Annotated in this window: 28 protein-coding genes, 1 tRNA gene and 1 pseudogene; 16 read left to right on the top strand and 14 right to left on the bottom strand. The window is 70.6% G+C overall.

Features of this window, described 5'->3' with window-relative positions:
* Nucleotides 1-134: poly(ethylene terephthalate) hydrolase family protein (locus tag GUY59_RS26575; protein ID WP_442939018.1), on the top strand; the 134-nt coding region annotated here is incomplete at its 5' end.
* Nucleotides 135-172: 38 nt separating this feature from the next.
* On the opposite strand, the gene GUY59_RS26570 is transcribed toward GUY59_RS26575, so the two are convergent.
* A complete protein-coding gene (locus tag GUY59_RS26570) occupies nt 173-1,396 on the bottom strand; it encodes an FAD-dependent monooxygenase (protein ID WP_138208423.1) in 1,224 nt (407 codons plus the stop codon).
* A 354-nt stretch (nt 1,397-1,750) separates the two neighbouring features.
* The gene (locus GUY59_RS26565; protein WP_138208424.1) at nt 1,751-2,497 is read right to left on the bottom strand and encodes a TetR/AcrR family transcriptional regulator; all 747 of its coding nucleotides are present in this window, start codon (nt 2,495-2,497) and stop codon (nt 1,751-1,753) included.
* Between the two features lie 110 nt (nt 2,498-2,607).
* Here GUY59_RS26565 and GUY59_RS26560 point away from each other — a divergent pair, with 110 nt between their 5' ends.
* On the top strand, nt 2,608-3,690 hold the full coding sequence (locus GUY59_RS26560) for an alpha/beta hydrolase (RefSeq protein WP_138208425.1): 1,083 nt from the start codon (nt 2,608-2,610) through the stop codon (nt 3,688-3,690).
* A 211-nt stretch (nt 3,691-3,901) separates the two neighbouring features.
* A pseudogene (locus GUY59_RS51440) lies at nt 3,902-4,090 on the top strand (zinc finger domain-containing protein); the annotation flags it as partial.
* 9 nt (nt 4,091-4,099) lie between these two features.
* Here GUY59_RS51440 and GUY59_RS26555 read toward each other — a convergent pair.
* Both GUY59_RS26555 and GUY59_RS26550 read right to left on the bottom strand, forming a co-directional pair.
* On the bottom strand, nt 4,100-4,264 hold the full coding sequence (locus tag GUY59_RS26555) for a hypothetical protein (protein ID WP_161714713.1): 165 nt from the start codon (nt 4,262-4,264) through the stop codon (nt 4,100-4,102).
* Nucleotides 4,265-4,338: 74 nt separating this feature from the next.
* Nucleotides 4,339-4,412 (bottom strand) — tRNA-Ile (locus GUY59_RS26550).
* A 263-nt stretch (nt 4,413-4,675) separates the two neighbouring features.
* On the opposite strand from GUY59_RS26550, the gene GUY59_RS26545 reads away from it, so the two are divergent.
* Nucleotides 4,676-5,203, top strand: a complete 528-nt coding sequence (locus GUY59_RS26545) for a histidine phosphatase family protein (protein ID WP_138208426.1) — start codon at nt 4,676-4,678, stop codon at nt 5,201-5,203.
* A 452-nt stretch (nt 5,204-5,655) separates the two neighbouring features.
* Here the strand turns inward: GUY59_RS26545 and GUY59_RS26540 are convergent, their stop codons facing one another.
* Nucleotides 5,656-6,588: a LysR family transcriptional regulator gene (locus GUY59_RS26540; protein ID WP_138208427.1), complete on the bottom strand. Its 933-nt coding sequence runs from the start codon at nt 6,586-6,588 to the stop codon at nt 5,656-5,658.
* 96 nt (nt 6,589-6,684) lie between these two features.
* Between GUY59_RS26540 and GUY59_RS26535 the strand changes: the two genes are divergently transcribed.
* Together GUY59_RS26535 and GUY59_RS26530 are read left to right on the top strand one after the other, a co-directional pair.
* Entirely contained in the window at nt 6,685-6,909 is a 225-nt protein-coding gene (locus GUY59_RS26535) for a DUF6158 family protein (protein ID WP_132332403.1), read from the top strand.
* Nucleotides 6,906-7,145 (top strand): hypothetical protein, encoded by a 240-nt coding sequence (locus GUY59_RS26530; protein WP_138208428.1) that lies wholly within the window; start codon nt 6,906-6,908, stop codon nt 7,143-7,145. The genes GUY59_RS26535 and GUY59_RS26530 overlap by 4 nt, the downstream gene beginning before the upstream one ends.
* A 123-nt stretch (nt 7,146-7,268) precedes the next feature.
* On the opposite strand, the gene GUY59_RS47620 is transcribed toward GUY59_RS26530, so the two are convergent.
* Nucleotides 7,269-7,430 (bottom strand): hypothetical protein, encoded by a 162-nt coding sequence (locus GUY59_RS47620; protein WP_165959559.1) that lies wholly within the window; start codon nt 7,428-7,430, stop codon nt 7,269-7,271.
* A complete protein-coding gene (locus tag GUY59_RS26525) occupies nt 7,427-9,058 on the bottom strand; it encodes a sodium:solute symporter family protein (protein ID WP_246063736.1) in 1,632 nt (543 codons plus the stop codon). Before GUY59_RS26525 ends, GUY59_RS47620 begins: the two co-directional genes overlap by 4 nt.
* An 85-nt stretch (nt 9,059-9,143) precedes the next feature.
* Between GUY59_RS26525 and GUY59_RS26520 the strand changes: the two genes are divergently transcribed.
* Nucleotides 9,144-9,926, top strand: coding sequence for a putative hydro-lyase (locus GUY59_RS26520; protein WP_212746253.1), 783 nt, complete (start codon nt 9,144-9,146; stop codon nt 9,924-9,926).
* Here GUY59_RS26520 and GUY59_RS26515 read toward each other — a convergent pair.
* The 3 genes from GUY59_RS26515 to GUY59_RS26505 are packed head-to-tail and all read right to left on the bottom strand — an operon-like array spanning nt 9,908 to nt 11,869.
* Nucleotides 9,908-10,504, bottom strand: coding sequence for an AAA family ATPase (locus GUY59_RS26515; protein ID WP_138204004.1), 597 nt, complete (start codon nt 10,502-10,504; stop codon nt 9,908-9,910). The genes GUY59_RS26520 and GUY59_RS26515 overlap by 19 nt on opposite strands.
* Before the next feature lie 32 nt (nt 10,505-10,536).
* Entirely contained in the window at nt 10,537-10,926 is a 390-nt protein-coding gene (locus tag GUY59_RS26510) for a PPOX class F420-dependent oxidoreductase (protein ID WP_171055500.1), read from the bottom strand.
* Nucleotides 10,927-10,960: 34 nt separating this feature from the next.
* Nucleotides 10,961-11,869: a phosphotriesterase family protein gene (locus GUY59_RS26505; protein ID WP_138204006.1), complete on the bottom strand. Its 909-nt coding sequence runs from the start codon at nt 11,867-11,869 to the stop codon at nt 10,961-10,963.
* A gap of 148 nt (nt 11,870-12,017) precedes the next feature.
* Between GUY59_RS26505 and GUY59_RS48980 the strand changes: the two genes are divergently transcribed.
* Nucleotides 12,018-12,479, top strand: a complete 462-nt coding sequence (locus tag GUY59_RS48980; protein ID WP_138204008.1) for a TIGR02611 family protein — start codon at nt 12,018-12,020, stop codon at nt 12,477-12,479.
* A 46-nt stretch (nt 12,480-12,525) separates the two neighbouring features.
* Nucleotides 12,526-13,488 carry a TolB family protein gene (locus GUY59_RS26495; protein ID WP_138204010.1) on the top strand — a complete coding sequence of 321 codons (963 nt, stop codon included), beginning with the start codon at nt 12,526-12,528 and terminating at the stop codon, nt 13,486-13,488.
* 3 nt (nt 13,489-13,491) lie between these two features.
* Here the strand turns inward: GUY59_RS26495 and GUY59_RS26490 are convergent, their stop codons facing one another.
* Nucleotides 13,492-13,812, bottom strand: coding sequence for a GroES family chaperonin (locus GUY59_RS26490; protein ID WP_132332410.1), 321 nt, complete (start codon nt 13,810-13,812; stop codon nt 13,492-13,494).
* A gap of 101 nt (nt 13,813-13,913) precedes the next feature.
* Here GUY59_RS26490 and GUY59_RS26485 point away from each other — a divergent pair, with 101 nt between their 5' ends.
* Complete coding sequence (locus GUY59_RS26485) at nt 13,914-14,477, top strand: DUF1349 domain-containing protein (RefSeq protein ID WP_138204013.1); 564 nt, start codon at nt 13,914-13,916, stop codon at nt 14,475-14,477.
* 54 nt (nt 14,478-14,531) lie between these two features.
* Nucleotides 14,532-15,785 carry an ArgE/DapE family deacylase gene (locus tag GUY59_RS26480; RefSeq protein WP_252375087.1) on the top strand — a complete coding sequence of 418 codons (1,254 nt, stop codon included), beginning with the start codon at nt 14,532-14,534 and terminating at the stop codon, nt 15,783-15,785.
* A 4-nt stretch (nt 15,786-15,789) separates the two neighbouring features.
* On the opposite strand, the gene GUY59_RS26475 is transcribed toward GUY59_RS26480, so the two are convergent.
* Nucleotides 15,790-16,791, bottom strand: a complete 1,002-nt coding sequence (locus GUY59_RS26475) for an ABC transporter substrate-binding protein (protein ID WP_138204017.1) — start codon at nt 16,789-16,791, stop codon at nt 15,790-15,792.
* Nucleotides 16,792-16,879: 88 nt separating this feature from the next.
* Here GUY59_RS26475 and GUY59_RS26470 point away from each other — a divergent pair, with 88 nt between their 5' ends.
* The 3 genes from GUY59_RS26470 to GUY59_RS26460 are packed head-to-tail and all read left to right on the top strand — an operon-like array spanning nt 16,880 to nt 19,796.
* Nucleotides 16,880-17,959: a FecCD family ABC transporter permease gene (locus tag GUY59_RS26470; RefSeq protein WP_252375088.1), complete on the top strand. Its 1,080-nt coding sequence runs from the start codon at nt 16,880-16,882 to the stop codon at nt 17,957-17,959.
* Nucleotides 17,956-18,963 (top strand): FecCD family ABC transporter permease, encoded by a 1,008-nt coding sequence (locus GUY59_RS26465; RefSeq protein ID WP_138204021.1) that lies wholly within the window; start codon nt 17,956-17,958, stop codon nt 18,961-18,963. Before GUY59_RS26470 ends, GUY59_RS26465 begins: the two co-directional genes overlap by 4 nt.
* Before the next feature lie 32 nt (nt 18,964-18,995).
* Nucleotides 18,996-19,796, top strand: coding sequence for an ABC transporter ATP-binding protein (locus GUY59_RS26460; RefSeq protein WP_132332415.1), 801 nt, complete (start codon nt 18,996-18,998; stop codon nt 19,794-19,796).
* A 12-nt stretch (nt 19,797-19,808) separates the two neighbouring features.
* On the opposite strand, the gene GUY59_RS26455 is transcribed toward GUY59_RS26460, so the two are convergent.
* On the bottom strand, nt 19,809-22,238 hold the full coding sequence (locus tag GUY59_RS26455; RefSeq protein ID WP_138204023.1) for a helicase-associated domain-containing protein: 2,430 nt from the start codon (nt 22,236-22,238) through the stop codon (nt 19,809-19,811).
* A gap of 80 nt (nt 22,239-22,318) precedes the next feature.
* Nucleotides 22,319-22,822: an ATP-binding protein gene (locus GUY59_RS26450; protein WP_138204025.1), complete on the bottom strand. Its 504-nt coding sequence runs from the start codon at nt 22,820-22,822 to the stop codon at nt 22,319-22,321.
* Between the two features lie 223 nt (nt 22,823-23,045).
* Here GUY59_RS26450 and GUY59_RS26445 point away from each other — a divergent pair, with 223 nt between their 5' ends.
* Together GUY59_RS26445 and GUY59_RS26440 are read left to right on the top strand one after the other, a co-directional pair.
* Nucleotides 23,046-23,867, top strand: a complete 822-nt coding sequence (locus GUY59_RS26445; RefSeq protein ID WP_132332428.1) for a helix-turn-helix domain-containing protein — start codon at nt 23,046-23,048, stop codon at nt 23,865-23,867.
* Nucleotides 23,868-24,104, top strand: a complete 237-nt coding sequence (locus GUY59_RS26440; RefSeq protein ID WP_043632079.1) for a DUF397 domain-containing protein — start codon at nt 23,868-23,870, stop codon at nt 24,102-24,104.
* The last annotated feature ends 27 nt before the right edge of the window (nt 24,105-24,131 follow it).

Here is a 24,131-nt window from a genome sequence, read left to right as displayed (position 1 = left end):
CCACGATGGCCAAGTCGATGGTGTCCTGGCTCAAGCGGTTCGTCGACGAGGACACCCGCTACGAGCAATTCCTCTGCCCGGCGCCCAGCGGCCTCGCCATCGAGGAATACCGCGACACCTGCCCCAGCTCCTGACCGTCCATTGACGGCCGCCCCTGCCACAGGGGCGGCCGTCACCGGCGTGCCGGGTAGTCGCCGACGGTCATGGAGTTGTGGGCGCGTGCGCTCTTGGTGGTGAGACGGAGGAGGGCGCGGCAGAGCCCCGCGGGCAGGGCGGACATCAGGCGGGCGCCCTGGGCCAGTCCCGACACGCCCAGGCGCGAGGTGGGGATCAGGGTCTTCGCCGCGCTGAGCGCGGCCGCGCGGCCGGCGCGCACGTGCTCGGCCATCGCGCGCTCGTAGGCGGGGAAGGCGCGCTCATGGTCGCCGCCCGCCCGCGCCAGTTCCCCGGCGAGGACGTACGCGCCGACGACGGCCAGGCTGGTGCTGCCGCCGACGGCCGGGCCCGGGCAGTAGCCGGCGTCGCCGACGAGCGTCACCCTCCCCCGCGACCAGGTGTCCATGCGGAGCTGGGTGATCGAGTCGAAGTAGAACGCCGGGGTGCGGTCCAGCTCGTCCAGCCAGCGGTCCACCTCGGGGTGCATGCCCTCGAACGCACCGCGCAGCAGGTCCTTCTGCCGGGGCACGTCGTGGTGGTGGTAGCCGAGTTCGCGCTCGCTCCGGAACAGGAGCAGTGCCCGCGCCTCGCCGAGGTGCCGTGCGCCGTACATGCCGGCGGTGCGGCCGACGCCGACGTGCATGAGCAGCTCGCCGTCGAGCCAGGAGACGTCCGGCAGGGTCAGCACCCCAAGGTAGGCGCCGATGAACGCGCTGAAGCGGGACTCTTCGCCGAAGACGAGGCGGCGCACGTTGGAGTGCAGCCCGTCCGCGCCGACGACGAGGTCGAAGCGGCGCGGCGCGGCATTGTCGAACCGCACCTCGCCGTCGGACGAGATCTCGGTGATCGAGTCGCCGAAGACGTACTCCACGTCGTCGCGCGTGGCGTCGTAGTAGATCTCGCTCAGGTCGTCGCGCATGATCTCGACGTGCCGGCCGGAGGCGGCGCCGAAGGTCTTGGACAGGTCGACCCGGACGGGACGCCGTGTGCCCTCCCGGTGGAGGGTCATCCGGTCGGTGCCGGTGGCCCGCTCCTCGACGCGCGGGAGCAGGCCCATCTTCTCCGAGATGTCCATCGCGGGCCGGAAGAGGTCGACCGCGTGCCCGCCCGTCCTGCGCAGCCCGGGGGCGCGCTCCACGACGGTGACCTCGAAGCCGTGTCTCGTGAGCCAGTAGGCCAGCACCGGACCGGCGACGCTGGCGCCTGAGACGAGAATCCGCGTGGCAGCCCTCTTGGTCATTCAGTCCGCCCTACGGCGTGGAACAGTCATGAGCCCACTGTCGCCGCCGGTACGCGCCCCTGGATTGGACAAATGTCGCCCTCCGTCGCTCGGCCTCGACGACCTGCGGCAGGGGGCCGGCTGCTGAGGCGGTCAGGCGGGGAGCTCGGTGCGGCGGGGGCGGCGCCGGATCGGCCTCCGGGGAGGATCGGACCGGATCTTGGCGCTACAGGGACCAAGAGTCACGCCGATGAGCCCAAATCACGTTGGTCTGCGCGAGTCCTTGTCGGTCGACTCGGGCCGCCGACGGATGCCGTCGTTGACCTGCGTCGCAGCTGCGTCAGCAGGTCAACGATCGTAGGGGGGTGATGCTCGCTAGGCACGGTCGATCAGCACCTGGACGCCGTCGAGGATGCGATCAAGACCGAAGTCGAGTGGATCGAGCTCGGTGGAGGTGAATGCGCCGTCGGCGATCGCCTTGGTCAGGGCGGGGAAGCGATCGCTGTGGCGGTTGAGTAGTTCGCTGGTCAGGCGGCCCCATTCGCGGTTGTGGTCCTCGTTGATGTCGGCTCGTTGCTGGGCGAGGTTGCGTACCTGACCGGCGATCAGAAGGAAGACGTGGTGGCGTTGGTCGGCGGTCAGGCCGGTCGGTTCCAGGGCGGCGAGGGCGGCGTCCATCCAGGCGAGCTGGTGGGGGCCCATGATCTGCCGGCGCATGGCGGTGGCGGCCAGCAGCCAGGGGTGGGCCTGGTAGACCGCCCACTGGCGGTGGGCCCACGTGGAAAGCCGAGCTCGCCAGTCGGAGCTGGCGGCCGACAGGTCGGGAGGTTCGGAGAGGACGGCTTCGACCATCAACTCGACGAGTTCGGTCTTGCCGGGCACGTAGCGGTACAGGGCCATGGCCGAGACGCCGAATTCGGCGGCGACCCTGTTCATCGAGACGGTCTCCAGCCCTTCGGCGTCGGCGAGGGTCACGGCGGCCTGGGCGATGCGCTGGGGGGTGAGGCTGGGCTTGGGTCCGCGGGCGGGTTGGTCCTGTTCGCCCCACAGCAGCGCGATGCCCGTCGGCAGGTCGCGCGCCTTCTTGTCCTTGTTCTCGCGCGGCTTGGCTGCCCTGGCCATGGTCGCTCCTCTTGGTGAGGTCGTTCGCGGGCGTCGGTTGACACCCTCCCACAACTGTATATAGCGTAAACATACTTGTTTAGAACATAAACAGTTTAGAGGGGTAACAGATGCTCAGCATCGCCGTCGCCGCAACCGCAAGCGCGCTCATCGCCGTCCCCGCCGCGGGCCTGTTCGGCTACCGTCGGCTCAGGCGCACCGCCCACGCCCAACGACTGCGCATCACCAGCCCGTACGGCGTCGAGGAGTCCGGCTTCGCCCGCATCGGCGGCATCGACCAATGGATCTCCATCCGCGGCGAAGACCACCGCAACCCGGTGATCCTGGAACTCCACGGCGGCCCCGGCGCCACCAACCTGATCTTCGCCTCGCGCACCCGCGCCTGGGAGCGGCACTTCACCGTCGTGCGGTGGGACATGCGCGGCGCCGGCAAGACCTTCGCTCGCGGCGGCCCCGACGGACAGGGCGACCTGAGCCTGCAGCGACTCGAGCGCGACGCCCTGGAGGTCACCCAGCACATCCGTGCCCGCCTCGGCGTCGACAAAGTCGTGCTGCTCGGCTGCTCCTTCGGCTCCTTCATCGGGCTGCGCCTGGCCCGCAACCACCCGGAGCTGTACTCCGCCTACGTCGGCACCGACCAGAACATCAACGCCGGCGGCCGCGACCACACCGCCTACCACGCGCTGCTGGACCGGCTCCGCCCGACCGGCAAGCGCAAGGAACTGGCCGCCGTCACCGCGATGGGCCCGGACAAGTCGGCCTGGAGCGTCGAGGACTGGTCACAGTACAACAAGCACACCGTCGGCTCCGACCCGCTCACCTTCGACACCATCAAGACCGTCGTGGCCGGCTCCCTGCTGTCCTCACCCCTGCACTCCCTACGCGAGCTGCCCGCCTACACCAAGGCCATGAGCTTCTCCCAGCGCGTCGCGCCCGAGTCCGCGACCATCGACGAATGGGCCGAAGGCACCACGTTCGCCATCCCGTTCTTCATCTTCCAGGGCGAGCGCGATGTGATCACTCCGCCCGAGCCGGTCCGGCGGTTCTTCAACGACGTCACCGCCCCGGTCAAGGACTTCGCCCTCATCCAGGACGCGAGCCACTTCGCCTCCTTCCGCCACCCCGACCAATTCCTCGACCTGATGCTCGCCAAGGTCCGGCCCCTGCTCACCAGCCAACCGATCACCTGGTGAAGCGCCACAGCCCTTGACCATCACCAACCCGTCGGACCGGCGACTGGACATCGGCACCGCTGCTCGAGTCGCTGCGAACGCAATCTGGCTCTGCGTAGCCACGGTGGCTCTGTTTGTTCTCAGAAATGAGGAGTTCTGACAGACCCTGGCCAGCCTTCCGGCGGGGTCCGGTTTGTCCCTGGCCGTCGTTCTCATAACCTCTCGCAAAACCGTGTTCTCACAACGCGGTCACGATAGGTTTTGCGACATTAGCGATCTTGATGACCCCGCGGCCGCAGTTGAGGCGTTCGACTGTCCGACGTGCCAGGCGCCGGCGGGCAGCGCCTGCCGGACGCGAGGCGGGAAGGTCGCGCCGAAGTACCACACGCCACGCTTCACGCTGGTGCCGCAGCTGCGGGCCGATCCGGAGTTACGCACACCCGCCGATCGCGGGCCGGGCCTGGGCGGCGGGCCCGGCACGCGACGCCGCTGCCGCCGTCGCCGGGGCCAGGCCGCGGCCGAGCCGCTTGTGCTCGTGCACCACGAGTGTGACCGCGACCCTGGCCGAGCGGAGCTCACGGGCCAGGGCGAGCAACCAGCCATGATCAACAACGAGGCTCAAGATTGACCGGGGCCGAGAAACCCCAGGTCGAATGCGGTATTGAAGAGTAGGGCGGGTGGGACTTGAACCCACGACCCACGGATTATGAGTCCGATGCTCTGACCGGCTGAGCTACCGCCCCTGGATTCAGTTGTGTGACGTGCGGTGGGCGTCACAACGATCATGCTCCTGCCCCGCGCATGCCAAGGCTAGAGCATGGGAACCGATTGTGGTGCCCGGCCGGACGGGAGGTAGACCTCCGCACACATCATTCCACGCCCGAACGAGTTGGTGGAGCCTGAGACGATCATTTTCGGGTCCGGCCGGGTCTGCAGAGCGCTGTGACGGCGGGTGGAGGCCGGGTCTTCCCAGCGGGTACGCAGGTAAGGCCGGTACCGTCTGGGCGTGGCTGTCAAACTGATCTACGAGGCGCACTCCACCACCGTGCACAACGAGACGGGCATCGCCACCGGATGGTTGCCGGGTGAGTTGTCCTCCCTCGGGCGTGCCCAAGCGGTGGAGTTGGGGGCGCGGCGGCGGAAGGTCGATGTCGTTTACTCATCCGACCTGCGGCGGTCCGTGCAGACGGCCGAGATCGCCTTCGGTGGGACCGGCAAGGAGATCAAGCTGGACCGGCGGCTCAGGGAGTGCGACTACGGGATTCACAACGGGCGGCCGGTGAGTGAGGTCGCGGCGTTGCGGAGCAGGTACGTCGACACCCCGTGGCCGGGAGGGCAGAGCTACCGGCAGGTGGTCGCCGAGACGGCGGCGTTCCTGCGGGATGTGATGGGGGAGCGGCAGGGGCGGACGGTGCTGGTGGTGGCGCACACCGCGAACTTATGGGCGCTGCAGAACCTGCTGCACGGTCGGCCGCTGGAGGAACTTGTCAGATCGTTCGAGTGGCAGCCGGGATGGGAGTTCCTGCTGGTCTGAGCGCGCGGCGGTTGTGCGTGAGGCGGCCCAGGCGCTGAGCGGCGGCGGATGGTGTGTCCCTCGTCGAGGCCGTCCTTGACGGTGGTCAGCGGGGTGTCCCTGTGCGAGCCGCGATGTGCGTCCGTCCGGGGCTCTGCCGGCCGCGCCTACCGGACGCCGGCGTAGTCGTCGCCGAGTTTCGTGCGCGGGTGAGCGCCGCGGCGTCGGTGTGGGACTCGTCGGCGAGGTGGTTGATCGCCGGTTCCTTGCGGGCCCCCGTAGTCGCGCTCGGATGGTGTCGACCACGCCGGAACGGGCGGCGGAGGTGGGTCGCGGGCACGGCAAGGTCGCCGGTCGCGACGGCGATCAGCGCGGACGCTCTGGGCAGGGGGATCTCCTCGCTGTCGGGGGGCGCGCTGACGGCGACGGCGGAGCACGGAGCGGGGGAGAGCCGGTCTGCCCCGGAGGCAGTGTTATGGAGCGGTTCCATATCCCGGATTGCGTACGAGCCAGTCGTTGTAGACCGGGCTCTTGCGTACGGCGTCCATGTGGGCCTGTTTCGCCTGTGCCACCACCCAGGCGGCGTCGGGCGCGGTGGGGTGGCGGCCGAGGAGTTGCCGCCAGCGCAGCGGCGCGCCGGCCAGCGGCACCATGACCAGGCCCTGGGCGGGCTGGTGGGTGGCCTGGCACAGTACGGCGGCCCGGCCGACCTGCGCCAGGTGCGTGCACGTCGGCACGTCCGTCTCGTAGATCGTGCCAGGCGTGAACCCGGCCCTGGCGCAGGCCATGGCGAAGCAGTCGGCGAAGCAGCCGTCCCCCGGCGTGACCGCCCACTGCTCCTCGGCGAGTTCGGCCAGTTCGATCTCTTTCTCCTTGGCGGCGGGATGGTTCTCGGCCACCAGGCAGAAGACGGGGTCGACGCTGATCGTTTCCCACAGGAGCGAGCCGGTGGGGGTGCCCGAGTCGCCGCAGGCGCCGGTCAGTACGTAGTCGAGGCGGCCGAGCTCGGCCATGCTGTTCAGCTCGTGCGCCGACCAGGAGGTGTACGTGCTGATCGTGCGTTCGGCGGCGAGGCGGTCGACCAGGCCCCCGAGTATGGGGCCGTTGGTGGCGCCGATGCGGAAGCCGGGGGAGGGGGCCTGGGCGAAGCGCAGCGCTTCGTCCTGGAGTTCCTTGGCGGCGGGCAGCAGTACGCGTGCCCTGGCGAGCACCAGCTCGCCGAGCCGGGTGGGCCGGGCGCCGCGGCGGTCGCGCTCGAACAGGGTGCCGCCGAGCACCCTCTCGATGCGCTTGAGCTGGGCAGTGAGGGCCGGTTGTGCCAGCCCGAGCAGGGACGCGGCCTTGCTCACACTTCCCGCGTCCGCGACCGCGCGCACGATCCTGAGGTGCCTGAGCTCGAGGTCCATAACGGGAAGGTAAGGCGGCGATGTCTTACAAACAATGCCTAAATGTCAGGAAATGTGACAGATATTGTTGCTGGTCTTCTGGGGTAGTGGGAGCCCATGACGACGATGGGAATAGACGCGGGCGAGCTCAGCGACGACGATCTGGTGCGTGAGCTGCGGCAACTGCACGCCACGCGGAGCGACACGTTCTTCCACGGATCGGACGACGCTCTGACGACGCACACGTCGCGTACCAACGAGCTGGAGGCCGAATACCTCCGGCGCCACCCCGAGCGCGAGGTCGACCCGATGCGGCTGAGGGAGGGGGCGAGACAACGATGATGACAGAGAGCCACGATGTCCAGTCCCTGTCGGACGTGGACATCCACGTGTACGAGGCGGTGGCCTCCCAGACGGTCGAGCACGGGAGCGCGGGGCTCGACGGGCTGGTCCGGGCGACGGACCTGGACGAGGACGACGTGCGGGAGAGCCTGGCCACGCTCATCGAGCACGGCCACGTGGTGCCCAAGGGCGAGGGGTACGCGCTGGGCCGGCACACGTTCGAGGTCGAGTACTGACGGGCGTCCTTCCGGGAACCGCAGGATCCGGCGGCGCGGGTGGGCGATAACCAAGGCGGCGATCGCCCGCCCTCCGGAAAAGGCCGTCCACCCCCGGGCGGGGGCGCGGGGGCGGGGAGCCGGTCAGATCCGTCTGACGCGCGACCACACCACGAAGGCGCCGCCGAAGACGGCCATGGCCAGGCCCGTCCACAGGTTCACGGCCTCCCCGGCGAGCCCGGCGACGATGAGGATCACGCCGTACAGCAGGAACAGCCCGCCGATCACCAGTCTGATGTCCGTCACAGGATCACTCCGTACATCACAGCGGCCAGTACGATCGCGCCCGTGCCGAGCAGCACGGGCGAGCGGTACCACCGGGCGTCCCCGGCGAGCGCGTCGTCCTCCGCGTCCACGGCGGTGAGCCCGTAGACGAGGCCGCGCAGTTCCTCGGTCGGCCTGGCCGTGGTGACCAGCGTGACCGCCACGGACACGATGACGTCCACGACGAAGGCCACGCCCGCGCCCCAGAAGCTCGCGTTCAGCTCGGTGCCGAAGTTCAGGACCCCCGCCTTGTACGCGACGTAGGACACGAAGGCCGCCACCGTTCCGGCCAGCAGCCCCCAGAAGCCGGCCCACGGCGTCATCCGCCGCCAGAACAGCCCGATGATGAACGTCGCGAACAGCGGCGCGTTGAAGAAGGAGAACAGCGCCTGCAGGTAGTTCATGATGTTGGTGTAACCGGCCGCGATGAACGCCGTCCCGACGCCCAGCGCCACGCCCGCGACCGTCGCGATCCGGCCCACCCGCAGGTAGTAGCCGTCGTCGCGGTCCTTGCGCACGTGCGCCTGCCAGATGTCGTTGGTGAAGACGGTGTTGAAGCCGCTGATGTTGGCGGCCATGCCGGCCATGAACGACGCCAGCAGCCCGGTCACCGCGACGCCCAGCACGCCGTTCGGCAGCAGGTCGCGCATGAGCAGGGGGATCGCGTTGTTGTAGTCCTGCCCCTGGCCCCACCCGTCGAAGAGCACCAGCGCGATCATCCCGGGCAGGACGGTGACGAGCGGGATGAGCAGCTTCGGGTACGCGGCGATGATCGGCGTGAGCCGCGACGCGTTCGTGTTCCTGGCCGACAGGGCGCGCTGCACCTCGGCGAAGTTGGTGGTCCAGTAGCCGAACGACAACACGAACCCGAGCCCGAACACGATGCCGATCCAGTGGGCCTGCATCGGGTTCTCGCCGGCCGTGCCCGCCCAGGTGTGCAGGCCGCCCTCGCCGAGCGAGGTCTGCCGTACCTTGTCGGCCAGGCCGGAGACGCCGCCCACCTTGATGAGGCCGAGCACGGTCAGCGGGATCAGGCCGGCGAGGATCACGAAGAACTGCAGCACCTCGTTGTAGATCGCCGAGGAGAGCCCGCCGAGCGTGATGTACGCCAGCACGATCACCGCCGACACCACCACCGAGACCGGCAGCGGCCAGCCGAGCAGCGCCTCCATGACGATGGCCAGCGCGTACAGGTTCACCCCGGCGATGAGGATCTGCGCGACCGCGAACGTGATCGCGTTGAGCAGCTGCGTGGCCCCGTTGAAGCGCCTGCGCAGGAACTCGGGCACGCTGCGGACCTTGGAGCGGTAGTAGAAGGGCATCATCACGATGCCGAGGAACACCATGGCGGGGACCGCGCCGATCCAGTAGTAGTGCACGGTCATCGCGCCGTACTGGACGCCGTTGGCCGCCATGCCGAGGATCTCGATCGCGCCGAGGTTGGCCGAGAGGAACGCGAGGCCGGTGACCCACGCGGGTAAGCCGCGACCGGCGAGGAAGAAGTCGAGGCTGGAGCTGATGTGTTTGCGGGCGGCCAGGCCGATGCCGAGCACGGTGGCGAAGTAGATGGCGATCAGAGCGTAGTCGAGGAGGTTCACATCTAGCCGCACCGCCACCCGCTACCCCGCAGATTCGCAACATCACGTAGCGGACGCGGTGATGGACCTCGGCACGCGGCGGTCATAACGTCAAGAGGTGGACGTCGCCGACCTGAGCCCCGGGCAGGCGCGCGAGCGTTTCCGCGCCGGCGAGCGGGTGCCCACCGCGGGCTGGTGCCGGGGCTGGACCCAGGCCAACCTGATCGCCGTGCCGGAGCGGCTCGGCTACGATCTGCTGCTGTTCGCCCACCTCAACCCGCGGGCGTGCCCGGTGCTCGACGTGGGGGAGCCGGGCGCCTGGTCCACCCGGCTGTTCCCCGGTGACCTGCGTACCGACCTGCCCGGCTACCGGCTCTACCGCGACGGCGCGGCGGTCGCCGACCTGGGCGACGTGGTGGCCGCGTGGCGCGACGACCTGGTGCCGGTCCTCATCGGCTGCAGCTTCACCTTCGAGCGGGCTCTGCTGGCCGCCGGGGTGCCGCTGCGGCACCTGGAGCTGGGGACGAACGTGCCGATGTACGTCACCGGCGTCGCCTGCGAGCCCGTCGGCAGCCTGTCCGGGCCGCTCGTCGTGTCGATGCGGCCGGTTCCCGAGCACCTGGTGAAGACGGCCGTCGAGGTGAGCGGCCGCTATCCGATGGTGCACGGCACGCCCGTGCACGTGGGCGACCCGTCGGCGATCGGGATCGCGGACCTGGCCAGGCCCGACTTCGGCGACCCCGTCGAGGTGCGGCCGGGGGAGACGCCGGTGTTCTGGGCGTGCGGCGTGACACCCCAGGCGGCGGTGATGGCCGGCAAGGTCGAGTACGCGATCGGCCACCTGCCGGGGCACATGGCGATCTTGGACACGCGGGATGACGACTACCGGGTGAACCCGTGATCCGCTGAACGCGCTCGCGGCGGTATTCCCGCCGCCGTCAGCTGGTCCGCGATCGGCGGCGCGCCGCGGCGATTGTCGATCTCCAGGTGGGGCACGGCCGGCGGCTCGTCCACCCGGATGGCCCGCAGGTAGGCGTCGAACGCCGCGAGCTTGCCCGCGTCACGCGCGAGACCACGTGCCGTGAGACGTTCGCGCAGCGTCGGTCCGTCGGAGCGCACCCACAGCAGCCGCACCGGGGGCCCGCCCAGCTCCGCCACCCACTCCGCCCACCGCGCCGCGTCGTGCACCTGCGTGGTGAACGGGCCGTCGAGCAGCACCGGGCAGCCGTGGCCGCGGATCTGCCCGGCGGTCCTCGTCAGGCCGGCGTATTCGTGACGCTTGACGTTCTCGTCGTACCAGGGGCCCTCGCGCTCACCGCCGGGCCTGCCGTGCGCGTGCAGGACCCGCGCCACGAAGTCGCCGTAGACGGTGTCCTTGTCGAGCAGGGCGGGCACCGGGTCGAGCCGGGCGAGCAGCGCGGTGGCCACCGAGGACTTGCCCGCGCCCGGCGGCCCGCTGACCACCCATGTAGTCGCCATGCCGTCACCCTAGGAGCGTGGGCCGGTGAGCTTCACACCGCCCGGCTCGTACGGGGCCCGTCCACGCCCCACGAGACGATCCTGGCAGGGGCGATCCGGATGACCTCCCTCGAGAAGAACGCCACGGGCGGTTCGTGGTCCGTCAGGGCCTGCGCGGTGCCGCGGATCTCGATGCCCCGCACCACCCACGGGTCCACCGAGGCCAGGTCGTCCACGACGAACGCGACCGTACTGCCCGCCTGGACGTTCGCGAACTTCTTGGACGCGCCGAGGGCGTGCCCGCCGATGGTGATCGTGCCGGTGCCGGCGTCGACGAAGAACCCGGTGGGATTGTTCTGCACCTGCCCGTCGGGCGCGACCGTGGCCAGGCGGCCGATGCGCTGCGTGGACAGGTAGTCGAGTTCCGCTGGAGTGAAAATCATGCCATGCACTCTGCAACCTTGACACCGGTGGAGGTCAAGCCAGGCCGGAGGTCAGCCAGCGCAGCGGGTTGTCGTGCGTGATCAGGCGGATGGTGTCCTCGCCCACGTCCGCGTCGCGCAGGCGCGGCAGCAGGTCGTGGAAGAGGTGGGCGTAGCCGGGCCCGCCGTACTTGCGGGTCTGCGCCACCCGGCTCAGCCCTGTGCTGAGGAGGATGCGGTCGGCGAGCCCGTCCTCGATGAGGCCGAGCGCGATCCTGGCCGCCTGGCCGGGGCCGAGGCCGAGAACGCCGAGGCTCACGTACGCGCCCGCTTCGGCGATCTTCCTGGCGGCGGCCGGCTCGGCTCCGGCGTAGCCGACGGCCACCCGGGAGCCCGGTAGGTTCTCGCCGAGCAGGATCTCCAGCAGGGACAGGGCGTTCCTGCCGTGCGTGGCGACCGGCAGGCGGGACCGGAGCGAGGCGCGGGCGGCGGCGACCAGGCACCGTTCCTCTCGCGGGGTGGGTTCGGCGCCCCAGCAGCCGACCTCGCCGATCACGCCGGGGAAGACGCCCGTGCCGTCGACGCCGCTGGAGATCTCCTCGATGAGCAGGCCGGTGAGGGTGTCGGGGTCGGCGTCGCCGACGGTCGTGAACGGATCGGCGAACAGCCCGGTCGAGGCGATCACCGCCACCCTGCTGCCGGCGGCGACCCGGGCCAGGGTGCCGGCGTCGCGGCCCATGCCCATGCACGTCAGGTCGACCGCGAGGGAGAGCCCGCCGGACTGACGCAGCTCGCGCAGTTCCGCGGTGACGGTCGCCTCCTCGTCGAGCCACCGGTGCGGGTCGGACTCGATGCCGACCGCCCAGCGCATGTCGGTGCGCAGGTGTTCGTGGGGCAGCACGACGCCCTCGATGGAGGCCGCGCGTACAGGGCCGGTGACAGTGCGGAGCAATACGTCGGGCATAGCAGACATTAACCGATAATTGCCGGTGGAAGCCCGACCAAGCAGGAGATTTTACCTGTTTGGGGGTTTGGTGATTTGCTAGCCGTCTGCAAGTGTGACCGGAGGCAGCGCCGTATCCTGGGGGGCACATCGATTGCCGGGGGGAAATGTGACGATTCAGAACTCCGACACCGGCGAGGCCGACGTGATCAAGCGGGAGGCCGCCGGTCGCTCCGGCATGCCCGGACGTCGCAGGGGGATCCAGGGCTGGCTGGACGGCATCCGCTCGACCCGTACGGGCGCGCTGACGCTGAAGATCGTGATCGGCGTGATCGGCACGGTCATGGTGGTCGGTGGGCTGATCATGGTCCCGTTCCCCGGGCCGGGCTGGCTGGTCGTGTTCGCCGGGCTGGCGGTGCTGGCCACGGAGTTCCACTGGGCGCACAAGCTGCTGGAGTTCGGCAAGCGCGTGTTGCACGCCTGGACGGAGTGGTACAAACGGCAGGGCTGGACGGTGCGCATCGTCGTGCTCGCCGTGACCGTGGCCGTAGCCGGGGCGATCGTCTATCTCGGGCTGCGCACGGTCGGCTTCGACGTCGTCCAGTTCGCGCTGAGCCACGTGCATACCTAGTCGGCATCACACGGGAAACCCGCGGATTCATGCCTATTCTGCGGGCGTGATCGCCACCATCGCCGTCGCGCTGTCCCTGACCCTCCCCACTCCCGTCGCGCCGACCGTCGCGCTGCCCGTGCGGGCAGCCGTAGGGGCGGATCTGGAGCTTCCGGGCATCGGCGGTATAAAATATCGCGAAAAAACGGGCGATCCCGTACGGCTCACCGCCTACGGCCTCGGCACCCGGCGCACCTACCTGAGATCCGCCACCGGCAACGCCTTCACCCACAGGAAACCGTTGTCCGAGGTGTCGGTCTCACCCGGTGGCCGTCTGGCGGCGGGGGTGCCGGCGGCGTACCGGTCCGGCCACGACGCGCTCCTCGTCACCGACCGCGCGACCGGCGGGACCACCACGATCCGCACGGTCAAGAAGCCCATGACCGCCTCCTACGCGTCCTGGTCGCGTGACGGCAAGAAGGTCGCGCTCACGGTCGAGCAGAAGGTGAGCGGGAAGTGGCGGGTGCTCGGCTTCACCGTCGTGGACGTGGCCGGAAGGACCGCCCGCACGGTCGAGATCGACGGCCTGGGGGCGGACGCCGGCTTCTGGTGGAGCCCCGACGGCCATCTCGTCTCCCGGCACGGCACCGGCCTGCGCGTCCACCGGGCGTCCGACGGCGCTGTCGTGCGCGCGTACGCGGACGTGGGCCCGCCGACCGGCCCAGAGGACGCCTACTCCCCGTCGGGCGAGCGGCTGGCCACGTGGTGCCCCGAACGTTTCGAGGAGCAGCTCTGCCTGGTCGACCCGGCCACGGGAAGTATCGCCGGGCGGGTGGACGCGGCGCCGCGGGCGGTGTTCGGGTGGTGGGATGACGAGCACCTCATCGCCGTCCTCGCGCACGGGGGCGCCTATCGCCTGTCGGTGCTCGACCTCAAGGGGAAGGTCACCCGCGTGCTGGCCGATGTGCCCGCCAGGACGTGGGACGCGGGCCTCTGGCTCTCCTTCGCCAGGACGGCGCCGACGTCATAGAGGTCAGAGATAGAGCCCGGTGCCGTGGTCGGTCTCCTGCGTGGCGACGGCGTGCAGGTCGCGCTCCCGCATCACGAGATAGATCCGCGCGTGCACCTCGACCTCGAACTGGTCCTCGGGGTTGAACAGCACCTTGTCGCCGACCTTGACCGAGCGCACGTTCGTGCCGACGCCGCAGACCTCGCCCCAGGCCAGGCGGTTGGCCATCTTGACCGTCGCGGGAATGACGATCCCGGAGCCGCTGCGCCGCTCCCCGGCCTCCTGCTCCATGCTGATCATGACCCGGTCGTGCAGCATCTGAATCTCGAACTTGGGCTCTTCCACGGGCCCAAGTTTACGAGTCGTGGGACATCCGGGTTCCCGGGTCCGCCGTCGCCCTCTCGGGGGCGCTTACCGAGGCGCCGGGATCGTGGCAGGATCACGTCATGATCATGGCCTTCGGCGAGACCGGCTGGCACTGGCTGAACCCTCCCCGCGAATGGACCGCCGACGACGGCTTGAGCCTCATCTGCGATCCCGCCACCGACATGTGGCGCAGGACCCACTACGGCTACACCCACGACAGTGCCCACATGTTCGGCCGCACCCTGCCCGGCGACCTGCAGCTGTCCGTCACGTTCGCCGGCGACTACGCCGAGCAGTACGACCAGGCGGGCGCCCTGCTGAGGATCGACGAGCACCAATGGATCAAGGCCGGCGTGGAGTACGTCGACGGCGGCTTCCACCTGAGCACGGTCGTGACCAGGGAGTTCTCCGACTGGTCGGTGCTGCCGCTCGGGCGCGCGGCCGACCGGGTGACGTTCACGCTGGAACGCGCGGGCGACGCGGTCACCGTGCGCTACGGCCTCGACGGCGACCCGCCGGAGACCCTGCTCCGCCTGGCCCACTTCCCGCCCGGCAGGCCCGTGATGGCCGGCGCCATGGCCGCCGCCCCCGTGGGCACGGGCTTCGCCGTGCGCTTCGGCGAGGTACGGGCCGAAGCCGGCTGAGCGAGGCCCGGACACCTCGGACCCCGACATCCCGGCGACATGCAACAATGCAGCGTGCACGACGTAGAAGCCCGCGTACTCGACGCCATCGACGCCGCCGAGACCGTGAACCTGCTGGCCGAAGCCGTCAGGGTTCCCAGCGTCACCGGCACCGACGCCGAGTCGGACCTGCAGCACCACTACGCCCGCCTGCTCGCCGGCCTGGGAATGGACGTCGACGTGTGGAAGCTCGACCTCGACGAGCTCGGCGAGCGCCCCGGCTTCCCCGGCACCGAGGCCCCGCGCACCGAGGGGTACGGCGTCGTGGCCGTGACCGAGGGAGAGGGCGTTCCCGCGCTGGCGCTCCAGGGGCACGTGGACGTCGTCCCCACCGGTGACCTGGCCAAGTGGGAGGGCAGCGACCCGTTCGCCGCCAGGATCAGCGGCGACGTGCTGCACGGCCGGGGCGCGTGCGACATGAAGGCCGGGCTCGTCGCCAACCTGGCCGTGGTCAGGGCGATCCACCGTGCGGGGGTCAGGCTGGTCAGGCCGCTGGCCGTGCACTGCGTGATCAGCGAGGAGGACGGCGGGCTCGGCGCGTTCGCCACCCTGGAAAGGGGCCACACCGCCGAGGCCGCGGTCATCAGCGAGCCGACCAGCGGCACGGTCATCACCGCCAACGCCGGGGCGCTGACGTTCGGGCTGGAGCTCGCGGGGCGGGCCGCCCACGGTGCCACCCGCCAGGAGGGCGTCAACGCGGTCGAGGTGTTCTGGCCGGTGTTCGAGGCCATCAGGCGGCTGGAGGCGGCGCGCAACAGCGACGTGCCCGAGGTGTTCCGCGGCAACGCGCTGCCCTACCCGATCGAGATCGGCACCGTGCGGGCCGGCGACTGGGCCAGCACTGTGCCCGACCTGCTGGTCGCGGAGGGGCGGCTCGGGGTGCGGCTGGACGAGGACCCGGCCGCGGCGCGGGCGGCGTTCGAGGAGGCGGTCGCGGAGGTCGCGCACCCCTGGCTGCGGGCCAACCCGCCGGTGGTGACGTGGCCGGGCGGGCAGTTCGCCAGCGGCCGGCTGCCCGCGGGCCACGAGCTGCTGGGCGAGGTGAGCAGGGCGATCGCCGACACGACGGGCGCCGCGCCGGTGGAGGCGGCGGCGCCGTACGGCAGCGACCTGCGCCTGTACACGGCGGGCGGGATCCCGACGCTGCACTACGGCCCCGGAGACGTGCGGTTCGCGCACGCCCCCAGGGAGCAGGTCGCGCTGGACGAGCTGCTGGCCGTCACCCGCGCGCTGGCCCTGCTCGCGGTGCGCCGCTGCGGAGCCCGCTGACCGGTCAGCCGAGCGGGCGCGCCTTCTTCAGGTCGGCCACCAGCTCCTCGAGGAACGCCGCGTACCCGTGGTAGCTGAACGGCACCTCCGCCCGCCACGGGTAGAACTGGCCGGCCTCGACCGCGGGCAGCTTGGCGAAGGTGGGCTTCTTCAACATCTCCTCCGGCTTGAGCGACTGGGTACGCGTGTCGTAGAGGATCACGTCGGCGTCGTAGGTGTCGGCGTTCTCCCAGCTCAGGGTCTGGAAGAAGCCGCCCTCGTCCACCTTGGACGGCGTGACGACGTCCAGCCCGGCGGTGGTGAGATGCACGATGTCGGGATATTCGGGCGGGTTGACCACCCACATCTGGTCGGGGCCGCCGGACATCATGAGGACCCTGAGGTTCTTGAACTGCGCGAGCTGCTCGGTGGCCGCCTCCATGCGGGCCTTGGCCTCGGGCACGCCCTCCATGCCGGCGCCGAGCGACGTGGCCAGCTTCTCGTACGTGCCGATCACGTCGGTGGCGCTCTTGCCGGTGAGCATGACGCCCGCGGTCGGGGCGACCTGCTCGATGGTGTCCTTCGACTTCTCGGGCACGTACCAGAGGACGCCCTTGACGTACATGCTGCTGACCAGGAGCTCGGGCTGCAGGGAGATGTACTTCTCCACGTTGAACTCGTCCCACACGTTGCCCAGGCCCTCGACCTTGGTGATGTCGACGTTGCCGACCTGCGGGTCCTTGGCGCCGTTCTTGAGCTTGTGCGGGCCGAAGACGGCGATGGGGCGTACGCCGAAGTCCCACAGGGCGGCCGCCGAGCCCACCTGGGCGACGATCCGGGCGGGAGGCTTGTCCAGCTCCAGCTTCTTGCCGCGGTCGTCGGTGAACGACCACTTCCGGCCCTCTGGGGCGGAGGAGCCCTCCCTGGCCGCAGTCTCCGTGCCGCCGCACCCCGCGAGTGTCAGGGCCGCCGCGAGGCCTGCCGTGGCCGACAGGAAGCCCCTGCGCGGCAGTACGGGTCCCGGCATCTCGATCTCCTATGGTGGTTAGGCTTGCCTTGCATACAGGCCATTAGATTAGCCTTGCCTAAGTTTGACTGCTATGAGAGGGGGCTGGGTGCGTCCGGCTGAGGAGACGGCCGTCCCGGTCGCCGGTGCCGGTGAGGAGGCCGGCGCCGCCCGCGACCCCGGGCGCAGGGGCCGCCCGGCGGTCCTCGCCACCGGGCTGGTCGTCGGGGTGGCGGTGCTGGCGCTGGTGGCGATGGCCAGCGTGGCGCTGGGCGCGCGCGGCGTGTCGTTCGGCACGGTGATCGACGCCTTCCTTGCCCCTGACGGCTCCAACGACCACACGGTCATCCGCGAGCTGCGCGTCCCGCGCACGCTGCTCGGCATCGGCGTGGGCGCCACCCTGGGGCTTGCCGGCGCGCTCATGCAGAGCCTGACCCGCAACCCGCTCGCCGACCCCGGGCTGCTCGGCGTCAACGAGGGCGCCGCGCTCGGCGTCACGCTGGCGCTCGGCCTGTTCGGGCTCTCCGACCCCGCCGCCTACGTGTGGTTCGCGTTCGGAGGGGCCGCGCTGGCCTCCGTCGCCGTGTACGCCCTGGCCTCCTCCGGACGCTCCGGCTCCAGCCCGGTACGCCTGACCCTCGCCGGCGTCGCGTTCGGCATGGTCTGCACGGCGATCGCCTCGGCCATCCTGCGCATGGATGCCCAGACCTTCGACCGCATGCGGTTCTGGCTGACCGGGTCGCTGGCCGGGCAGACGGCCGACACCTTGGTGCGGCTGGCGCCGTTCATGGCCGCCGGCCTGGTGCTCGGCCTGATGCTGGCCCGCCCGCTCAACACGCTCGCGCTCGGCGACGACGCGGGCAAGGCGCTCGGCGTCGGCGTCAACCGCACCAGGATCCTCACGGGGGTCGCGGTCACGCTGCTGTGCGGCGCGGCCACCGCCGCCGCCGGTCCGCTCTGGTTCGTGGGGCTGATCGTGCCGCACGCCGTGCGCGCGGTGGTGGGCCCCGACCAGCGGTGGGTGCTGCCGTACTCGGCGCTGGCCGCGCCGGTGCTGCTGCTGGTGGCCGACGTGGCGGGCCGGCTCATCGCGCGGCCGGGCGAGGTGCAGGTGGGCATCGTGTGGGCGGTGCTCGGCGCGCCGATCTTCATCATGCTGGCCAGGCGGAGGCGGGTGGCGGCGCTGTGACCATCCGCGTCGGATCCTGGTCCGTACGGCTCGCGCCCCGCGCTCTGGTCACCGGGGCCGCGCTGCTCGTGCTCGCCTGCGCGGTGAGCGTGGCCGCCCTGGCGACGGGCGAGTACACCGTACCCGTGCCGGACATCGTCGCCGCGGTCCTCGGCCAGGGCCCGCCGGTCGCCGAGCTGATCGTCGGCAAGCTCCGCGTCCCCCGCGTGGTGACAGGGCTGCTGGTGGGGGCGGCGTTCGGGCTGAGCGGCGCGATCTTCCAGAGCCTCACCAGAAACCCGCTCGGCAGCCCCGACTTCATCGGCTTCACCGCCGGGGCCTCGACCGGCGGCATCATCGCGGTCGTCGCCGGCGGCTCGGCCATGACGATCGCGGGCGGCGCGCTGGCGGGGTGCGTGGTCACCGCCGTGCTGGTCTACGCCCTGGCCTACCGCGGTGGCGTGCAGGGCTACCGCCTGGTGCTGGTCGGCATCGGGGCGAACGCGCTGCTGCTCGCGGTGAACTCGTACCTGCTGACCCGGGCGAACATCAACGACGCCGCCACCGCGGGCGCCTGGCTGACGGGCAGCCTGAGCGGGCGCGGCTGGGACCACGCCCTCCCCGTGGCGCTGGCACTGGCCGTGCTGCTGCCCATGTGCGCGTACGTGTCGCGACCCATGCGGATGATCGAGATGGGCGACGACGCGGCCAAGGCCATGGGCATCAAGGTGGAGCCCGTGCGCGCGGTGGCGATCGCGGCCGGGGTGCTGCTGTCCGGGGTGGCCACGGCCGCGGCCGGGCCCGTCATCTTCGTCGCACTCGCCGCGCCGCAGCTGGCCCGGCGGCTCACCCGCTCGCCCGGCGTGACGATGGGCGCCTCGGCGCTGACCGGCGCCGTCCTGCTGACCGCCGCCGACCTGGCCGCGCAGCGGCTGCTGGCCCCCACACAGCTGCCCGTCGGCGTGCTGACCGCCGCCATCGGCGGCACCTACCTCGTCCTGCTCCTGCGAAAGGAGCGCCACTGATGGCCGCCGCCCCGGCGAAAGGATCTCCGCTGATGGCCTCCCGACTGTCCGGCACCAGCCTCACCCTCGCGTACGACCAGCGCGTCGTAGCCACGGACCTGAACGTGTCGATCCCCGACGAGTCCTTCACCGTGATCATCGGCCCGAACGCCTGCGGCAAGTCCACCCTGCTGCGGGCGCTGGCCAGGATGCTCAAGCCGAAGACGGGCGCCGTGCACCTCGACGGGAGCGTCATCACCTCCCTGCCGTCGAAGGAGGTGGCCAGGCGGCTCGGCCTGCTCCCGCAGAGCTCGATCGTGCCCGACGGCATCACGGTGGCCGATCTGGTGGCCCGCGGCCGCTACCCCCACCAGCGGCTCATGCGGCAGTGGTCGAAGGCCGACGAGAAGGCGGTGGCCGAGGCCATGCGCGCCACCGACGTGACCGAGCTGGGCGACCGGATCGTGGACGAGCTGTCGGGCGGCCAGCGGCAGCGGGTGTGGCTGGCCATGGCCCTGGCGCAGGAGACGCCGATCCTGCTGCTCGACGAGCCCACCACGTTCCTGGACATCTCCCACCAGATCGAGGTGCTCGACCTCTGCGCCGACCTGCACGAGACCGGACGGACCATGGTGGCGGTGCTGCACGACCTGAACCAGGCCTGCCGGTACGCGACCCACCTGATCGTGATGCGCGGCGGCGCGATCGTGGCGGAGGGGGAGCCGGGCGACGTCGTCACGCCGGAGCTGGTGCGGCAGGTGTTCGAGCTGCGCTGCGAGATCATCCAGGACCCGCAGACGGGCACGCCGCTGATCGTCCCCGAGGCCCGCCGCCGCGTCACCGCCCCCGCCTGATCGGGCGCGGGGTCAGTAGGCGCCCCTGACCTCGACGATCTCGGCGAGGGGGAACTCCAGGTAGTCGCCCGCCTCCTCGCACCACGCGTCGAGCGCGCCGCCCTTGAGTTCGCCGTGGCTGATCGTGGCCGTCAGCCCGTCGGTGAGCGTGATGCCGGCCCGCACGCCGCGGTCGACCACGAAACCGAGCAGCGACTGCTGGGCCGTCGGCAGCCTGGTGGCCATCCGGCCGATGACCGCCCAGGTGCGGCCGTTGGTGCCGGCGTCGGCCCGGCTGGCGGCGATCAGGCGGCGGGCGTGCTCGTAGGGGTCGGGCGGCGGCTCGGCCAGCATGTAGGGGGGCGCATCGAGCTCGGTGATGCCGGTGAAGTCGGACAGCTCGGCCACCTGGCCGCCGGGCAGCAGGATCAGTTTGCCGTTGTGCGGCTCGTCCAGGTGGGACGACCTGGCACGGTGGATCGTGATCTCGCCGGTGTCGGCCACGGGCACGGGGGAGTATCCGACCTCCCGCAGCGCGGACAGGGTCCGCTCCGCGGGCGCGGCGCTGACCAGCACCGTGGGAGCGAGCAGGCGCAGCTCCAGCTTGCCCAGCCGCCGGTGGGCGGCGATCTCGGCCAGCAGCGTCGGGTCGGCGGCCTGCACGACGCAGCCGACCGTGGTGACCGTCACCTCGCCGTGCCGGCGCGCGGTGTCGCGCACCAGGTATTCCAGCGGCTGCGGGATGGTGCCGACCGCGGCCAGCTCGTCGAGCAGCTCGTCGGGCTCGTAGCCGCGGTCGAGGGCCCGGCGTACGCTGCCCGTGGTGAAGCGCCACACCGAGGCGGCGCCGCGCGACTCGCGGTCGGCGGCCCGGTCGAGCAACTCCGCCAGCTCGGCCGACGGCGGGCCGGTCACCACGGCGGTGAGGTCGGGGCCGAACAGGGCGCTCCTGCGCACGCTCGCCAGCGCTCTGGTGGCCGCCTCGGACAGCACGGGGTCGTGCTCCACCATGGGCACGGCGGCGTCGTTCTCGTCGCCCGGCCGGGCGGTCAGGCCCGCCAGCGCCCGGCCCAGGTCGGTGAGCGCGTTGTTGGCGAGCAGCCCCAGCAGCCTGGCCTCGTCGAGCACCGCGGGGGCGCACTCCCGCAGCAGCTCCAGGTCGATCAGCGGCGCGTGCCAGTGCACGCTGCCCATGAGGCTGTCGCGGCCGGCGAAAGCCGTGCCGGCGGGCAGGTGGGCCAGCACCGACAACACGGCCCTGCGGACCCTTGCCACCGCGCTGCCGGTGGGGTCGTCGCCGAGCACGGTGCCGTACTTGCCGTCGACCCTGCGCAGCGACGAGCGCTCCATGCGCCACCACGCCGACAGCAGCACCCGCAGCCTGGCCGAGCCCTCGTCGAGCCGCCACCGGTCGTAGCGCTCGGTGGGGATCATGCCGCCGGACTGCTCGTCCCAGGCCAGCAGCCTGGCCACGGCGCAGATCTCCAGCAGCAGCCGCGTCTCGTCCTCGTCGCAGCCGGTCTCCTTGGCGATCCTGCGCACCTCGCGCACGCCCACGCCGCCGGTCTTGAGCAGCGGCAGCGGCGTCTTCGCGGTGTTGTCGAGCAGGGCCGCGCACCGCTCTACCACGTGTGGCGCGGCCAGCGTCATCAGGTGGTCGACCTCTTCCGGGTCGACGGGGATGGTGGCCACCTCGGGCGACTCGGGCGCGTAGGGCGGGTGATAGCCGGGGCCGCGCAGGCAGATCGCGACCTCGCGGGGGATCTCCGCGACGTGCCAGCTCGGCCGGAACAACATGCCGTGGTCGGCGCACCACTTCTCCGGCGTGCCGGGGGTGACGAAGCGGCCTCCGTCGACGTTGAGCGTGGGCCCTTCCCAGGCGAACCGGTCGAGCAGCGGGACGGCTCCCTCGGGAGCCTTGGCCAGCATCGCCCGGACCCGCTCGCCGTCGCTGAGCGCCTCGGTGACGCGGGCGATCGCGCGGCGTTTGTTGCCCTGCGCGGGCAGGCCGAGGTTGCGGCCGAGCGCGTGCAGCGCGTCGTTGCTGATGGTCCAGGAGTTGAGGTAGTGCTCGAGCGGCTCGCCCAGGCTCAGCGGCGCCGACCACCAGCGCGTCACGCCCTCGGCGAGATGGATCACGCCGTCGTCGCCCGGCCATGCGAGCGCGTGGTCGTAGAGGTGATCGAGCCAGGGGGTCACGTCGTCGGGCCGGGCGTCGACGAAGGCCGCCAGCCGGTCGGCCGTGGGACGGGTCATGGCCAGGGCGGCCTCGGCCAGTTGCAGGCAGGGGAGGGGAAGCCTCCGCAGGGTCTCCATGACGGCGAAGCCGTTGCCCAGCCGCTGGGCCAGGGTGTCGAGCCGCCGTGGCCACGGCGCGGCGATGGCGTCAGGCCTGTTGGCCAGGACGCGGCCGAGCCGGTCTTCCTCTAGTGTTCGCAGCCAGCCGAGCAGGTGATCTTCCATCTGTCAGCACTCTCATGGGGTCGCGCGCAAGGGACTCACCGTGAGCCATGACCATCCACGGTAATGCAGATCACCCTCGGTCAGGAGAGGACTGCCCAGACGATCTTTCCGTGAGGTGCGAGTGCGGACCAGCCCCAGCGGAGGCTGAGTGATTCGACGATGTGGAGTCCGAGGCCGCCGGTGTCAAGGGGGCCAGGGTATCGCAGCACCGGCACCGACGACCCTGGATCGGTGAAGGCGCTGGTCACGAGCGTCCCGCGGCGGACCAGGGACATGTGCACGGTGCCTTCGCGGCGCGGGTCGTCGAGGCAGAGGCCGTGGCGCAGGGCGTTGGTGGCCAGCTCGGAGACCACCAGTTCCATGTTCTCGATGAGTTCGGTCAGCCCCCACCCGGTCAGGACGCCGGCGCCGAAGCTGCGGGCCGAGTGGACGGAGGAGGCGGTGGGCGGCAGCACGAACGTGGCGCTCGTCGACGGGCCGGGGGCCAGGAGATCGCGGGCCCCTTCCGGCCACCAGCCGACCGGAGGCCACCAATCGAACGTCGTCCACTGGCCGGGCGCCGTGATGGATTGCACGTAGATCATTCTGCGTCAAACTCTCGTGCAACTGCAAGAGCGAATGCACGTGCAGACAGCCCGTGCACACGCTACGGTTTCCGTCAAAAGGTCAATATGGGGGAAAGGGGATCTTGTTCACGGCCCATGATCTTTGGGCCGTGAAGTGACAGACTGAGTCGCAAGGAAACGACCAAGGAGCAAGCACGTGTCCATTGATCCGCCTGGTTCCGGCTCGACCGTTCGGCGCATCATGCTCGGGGCGAGTCTCAGGCGCCTGCGTGAAGCCAGCGGCCTGGACCGTGCTCAGGCCGGATTTCACATCCGGGCGTCCGAGTCCAAGATCAGCCGCATGGAGCTCGGGCGCGTCGGCTTCAAGACACGTGACGTGGAAGACCTGCTCACCCTGTACGGCGTCGTCGACGATGCCGAACGCCGTGCCCTGCTGGAGATGGTTCGCGAGGCCAACACCCCCGGGTGGTGGCACAAGTACTCGGCGGAGTTGCCGTCGTGGTTCACCACGTACGTGGGCCTGGAGGAGGCCGCCAGCGTGATCCGCACCTATGAGGTGCAGTTCGTGCCGGGCCTGCTGCAGACGGCCGCGTATGCGCGTTCGGTCTTCCAGCTGGGCAACCCCGATGCGAGTCCGGAGAGAATCGAGCGCCGCGTGCACATGCGCATGCAGCGCCAGGAGCGCTTCACGCAGAAGGACGGGCCCCGTCTGTGGGCCGTCGTCGACGAGGCGGCTCTCAAGAGGACCATCGGCGGGCGAGAGGTCATGTCCGAGCAGCTCCAGCACCTGCTGGAGGTCGCTGCCCTTCCCAACATCACTTTGCAGGTGATGCCCTTCAGGTTCGGCAAGCACGCCGCTGAAGGGGGCGCGTTCAGCATCTTGCGGTTTCCCGAGTCCGACTTGTCGGACGTTGTCTACGTCGAGCAGCTCTGGGGTGCCCTGTACCTGGACAAACGTGAGGACATCGATCCGTATCTCACGGCTATGGAGCAACTGTGCGTGGAAAGCACCACGCCAGGGGGCACCGTCGAGCTCATCGGCGGTCTTCTCAGAAAGATGTAGATGAACCAGACCTACAACGGCATGCCCGCGGCGGACCTCACCCAGGTCGCCTGGCGCAAGAGCCGCTACAGCAACTCGCAGGGCAACTGCGTGGAGCTCGCGGAGCTTCCCGATGGAGGCATCGCGGTGCGCAACTCACGTTTCCCCGACGGCCCTGCACTCATCTATACCCGCGACGAGATCCGGGCCCTGGTGCTCGGCGTGAAGGACGGAGAGTTCGACGGACTGCTCGTGTAACACCGTGTTCACCTCCGGCTCGCCCGC

Source organism: Nonomuraea sp. K271, from assembly GCF_009908215.1.
Lineage (GTDB): Bacteria > Actinomycetota > Actinomycetes > Streptosporangiales > Streptosporangiaceae > Nonomuraea > Nonomuraea longispora.
The sequence above is the reverse complement of the archived record's forward strand: the minus strand, read 5'-3'. Positions and strand labels throughout refer to the sequence as shown.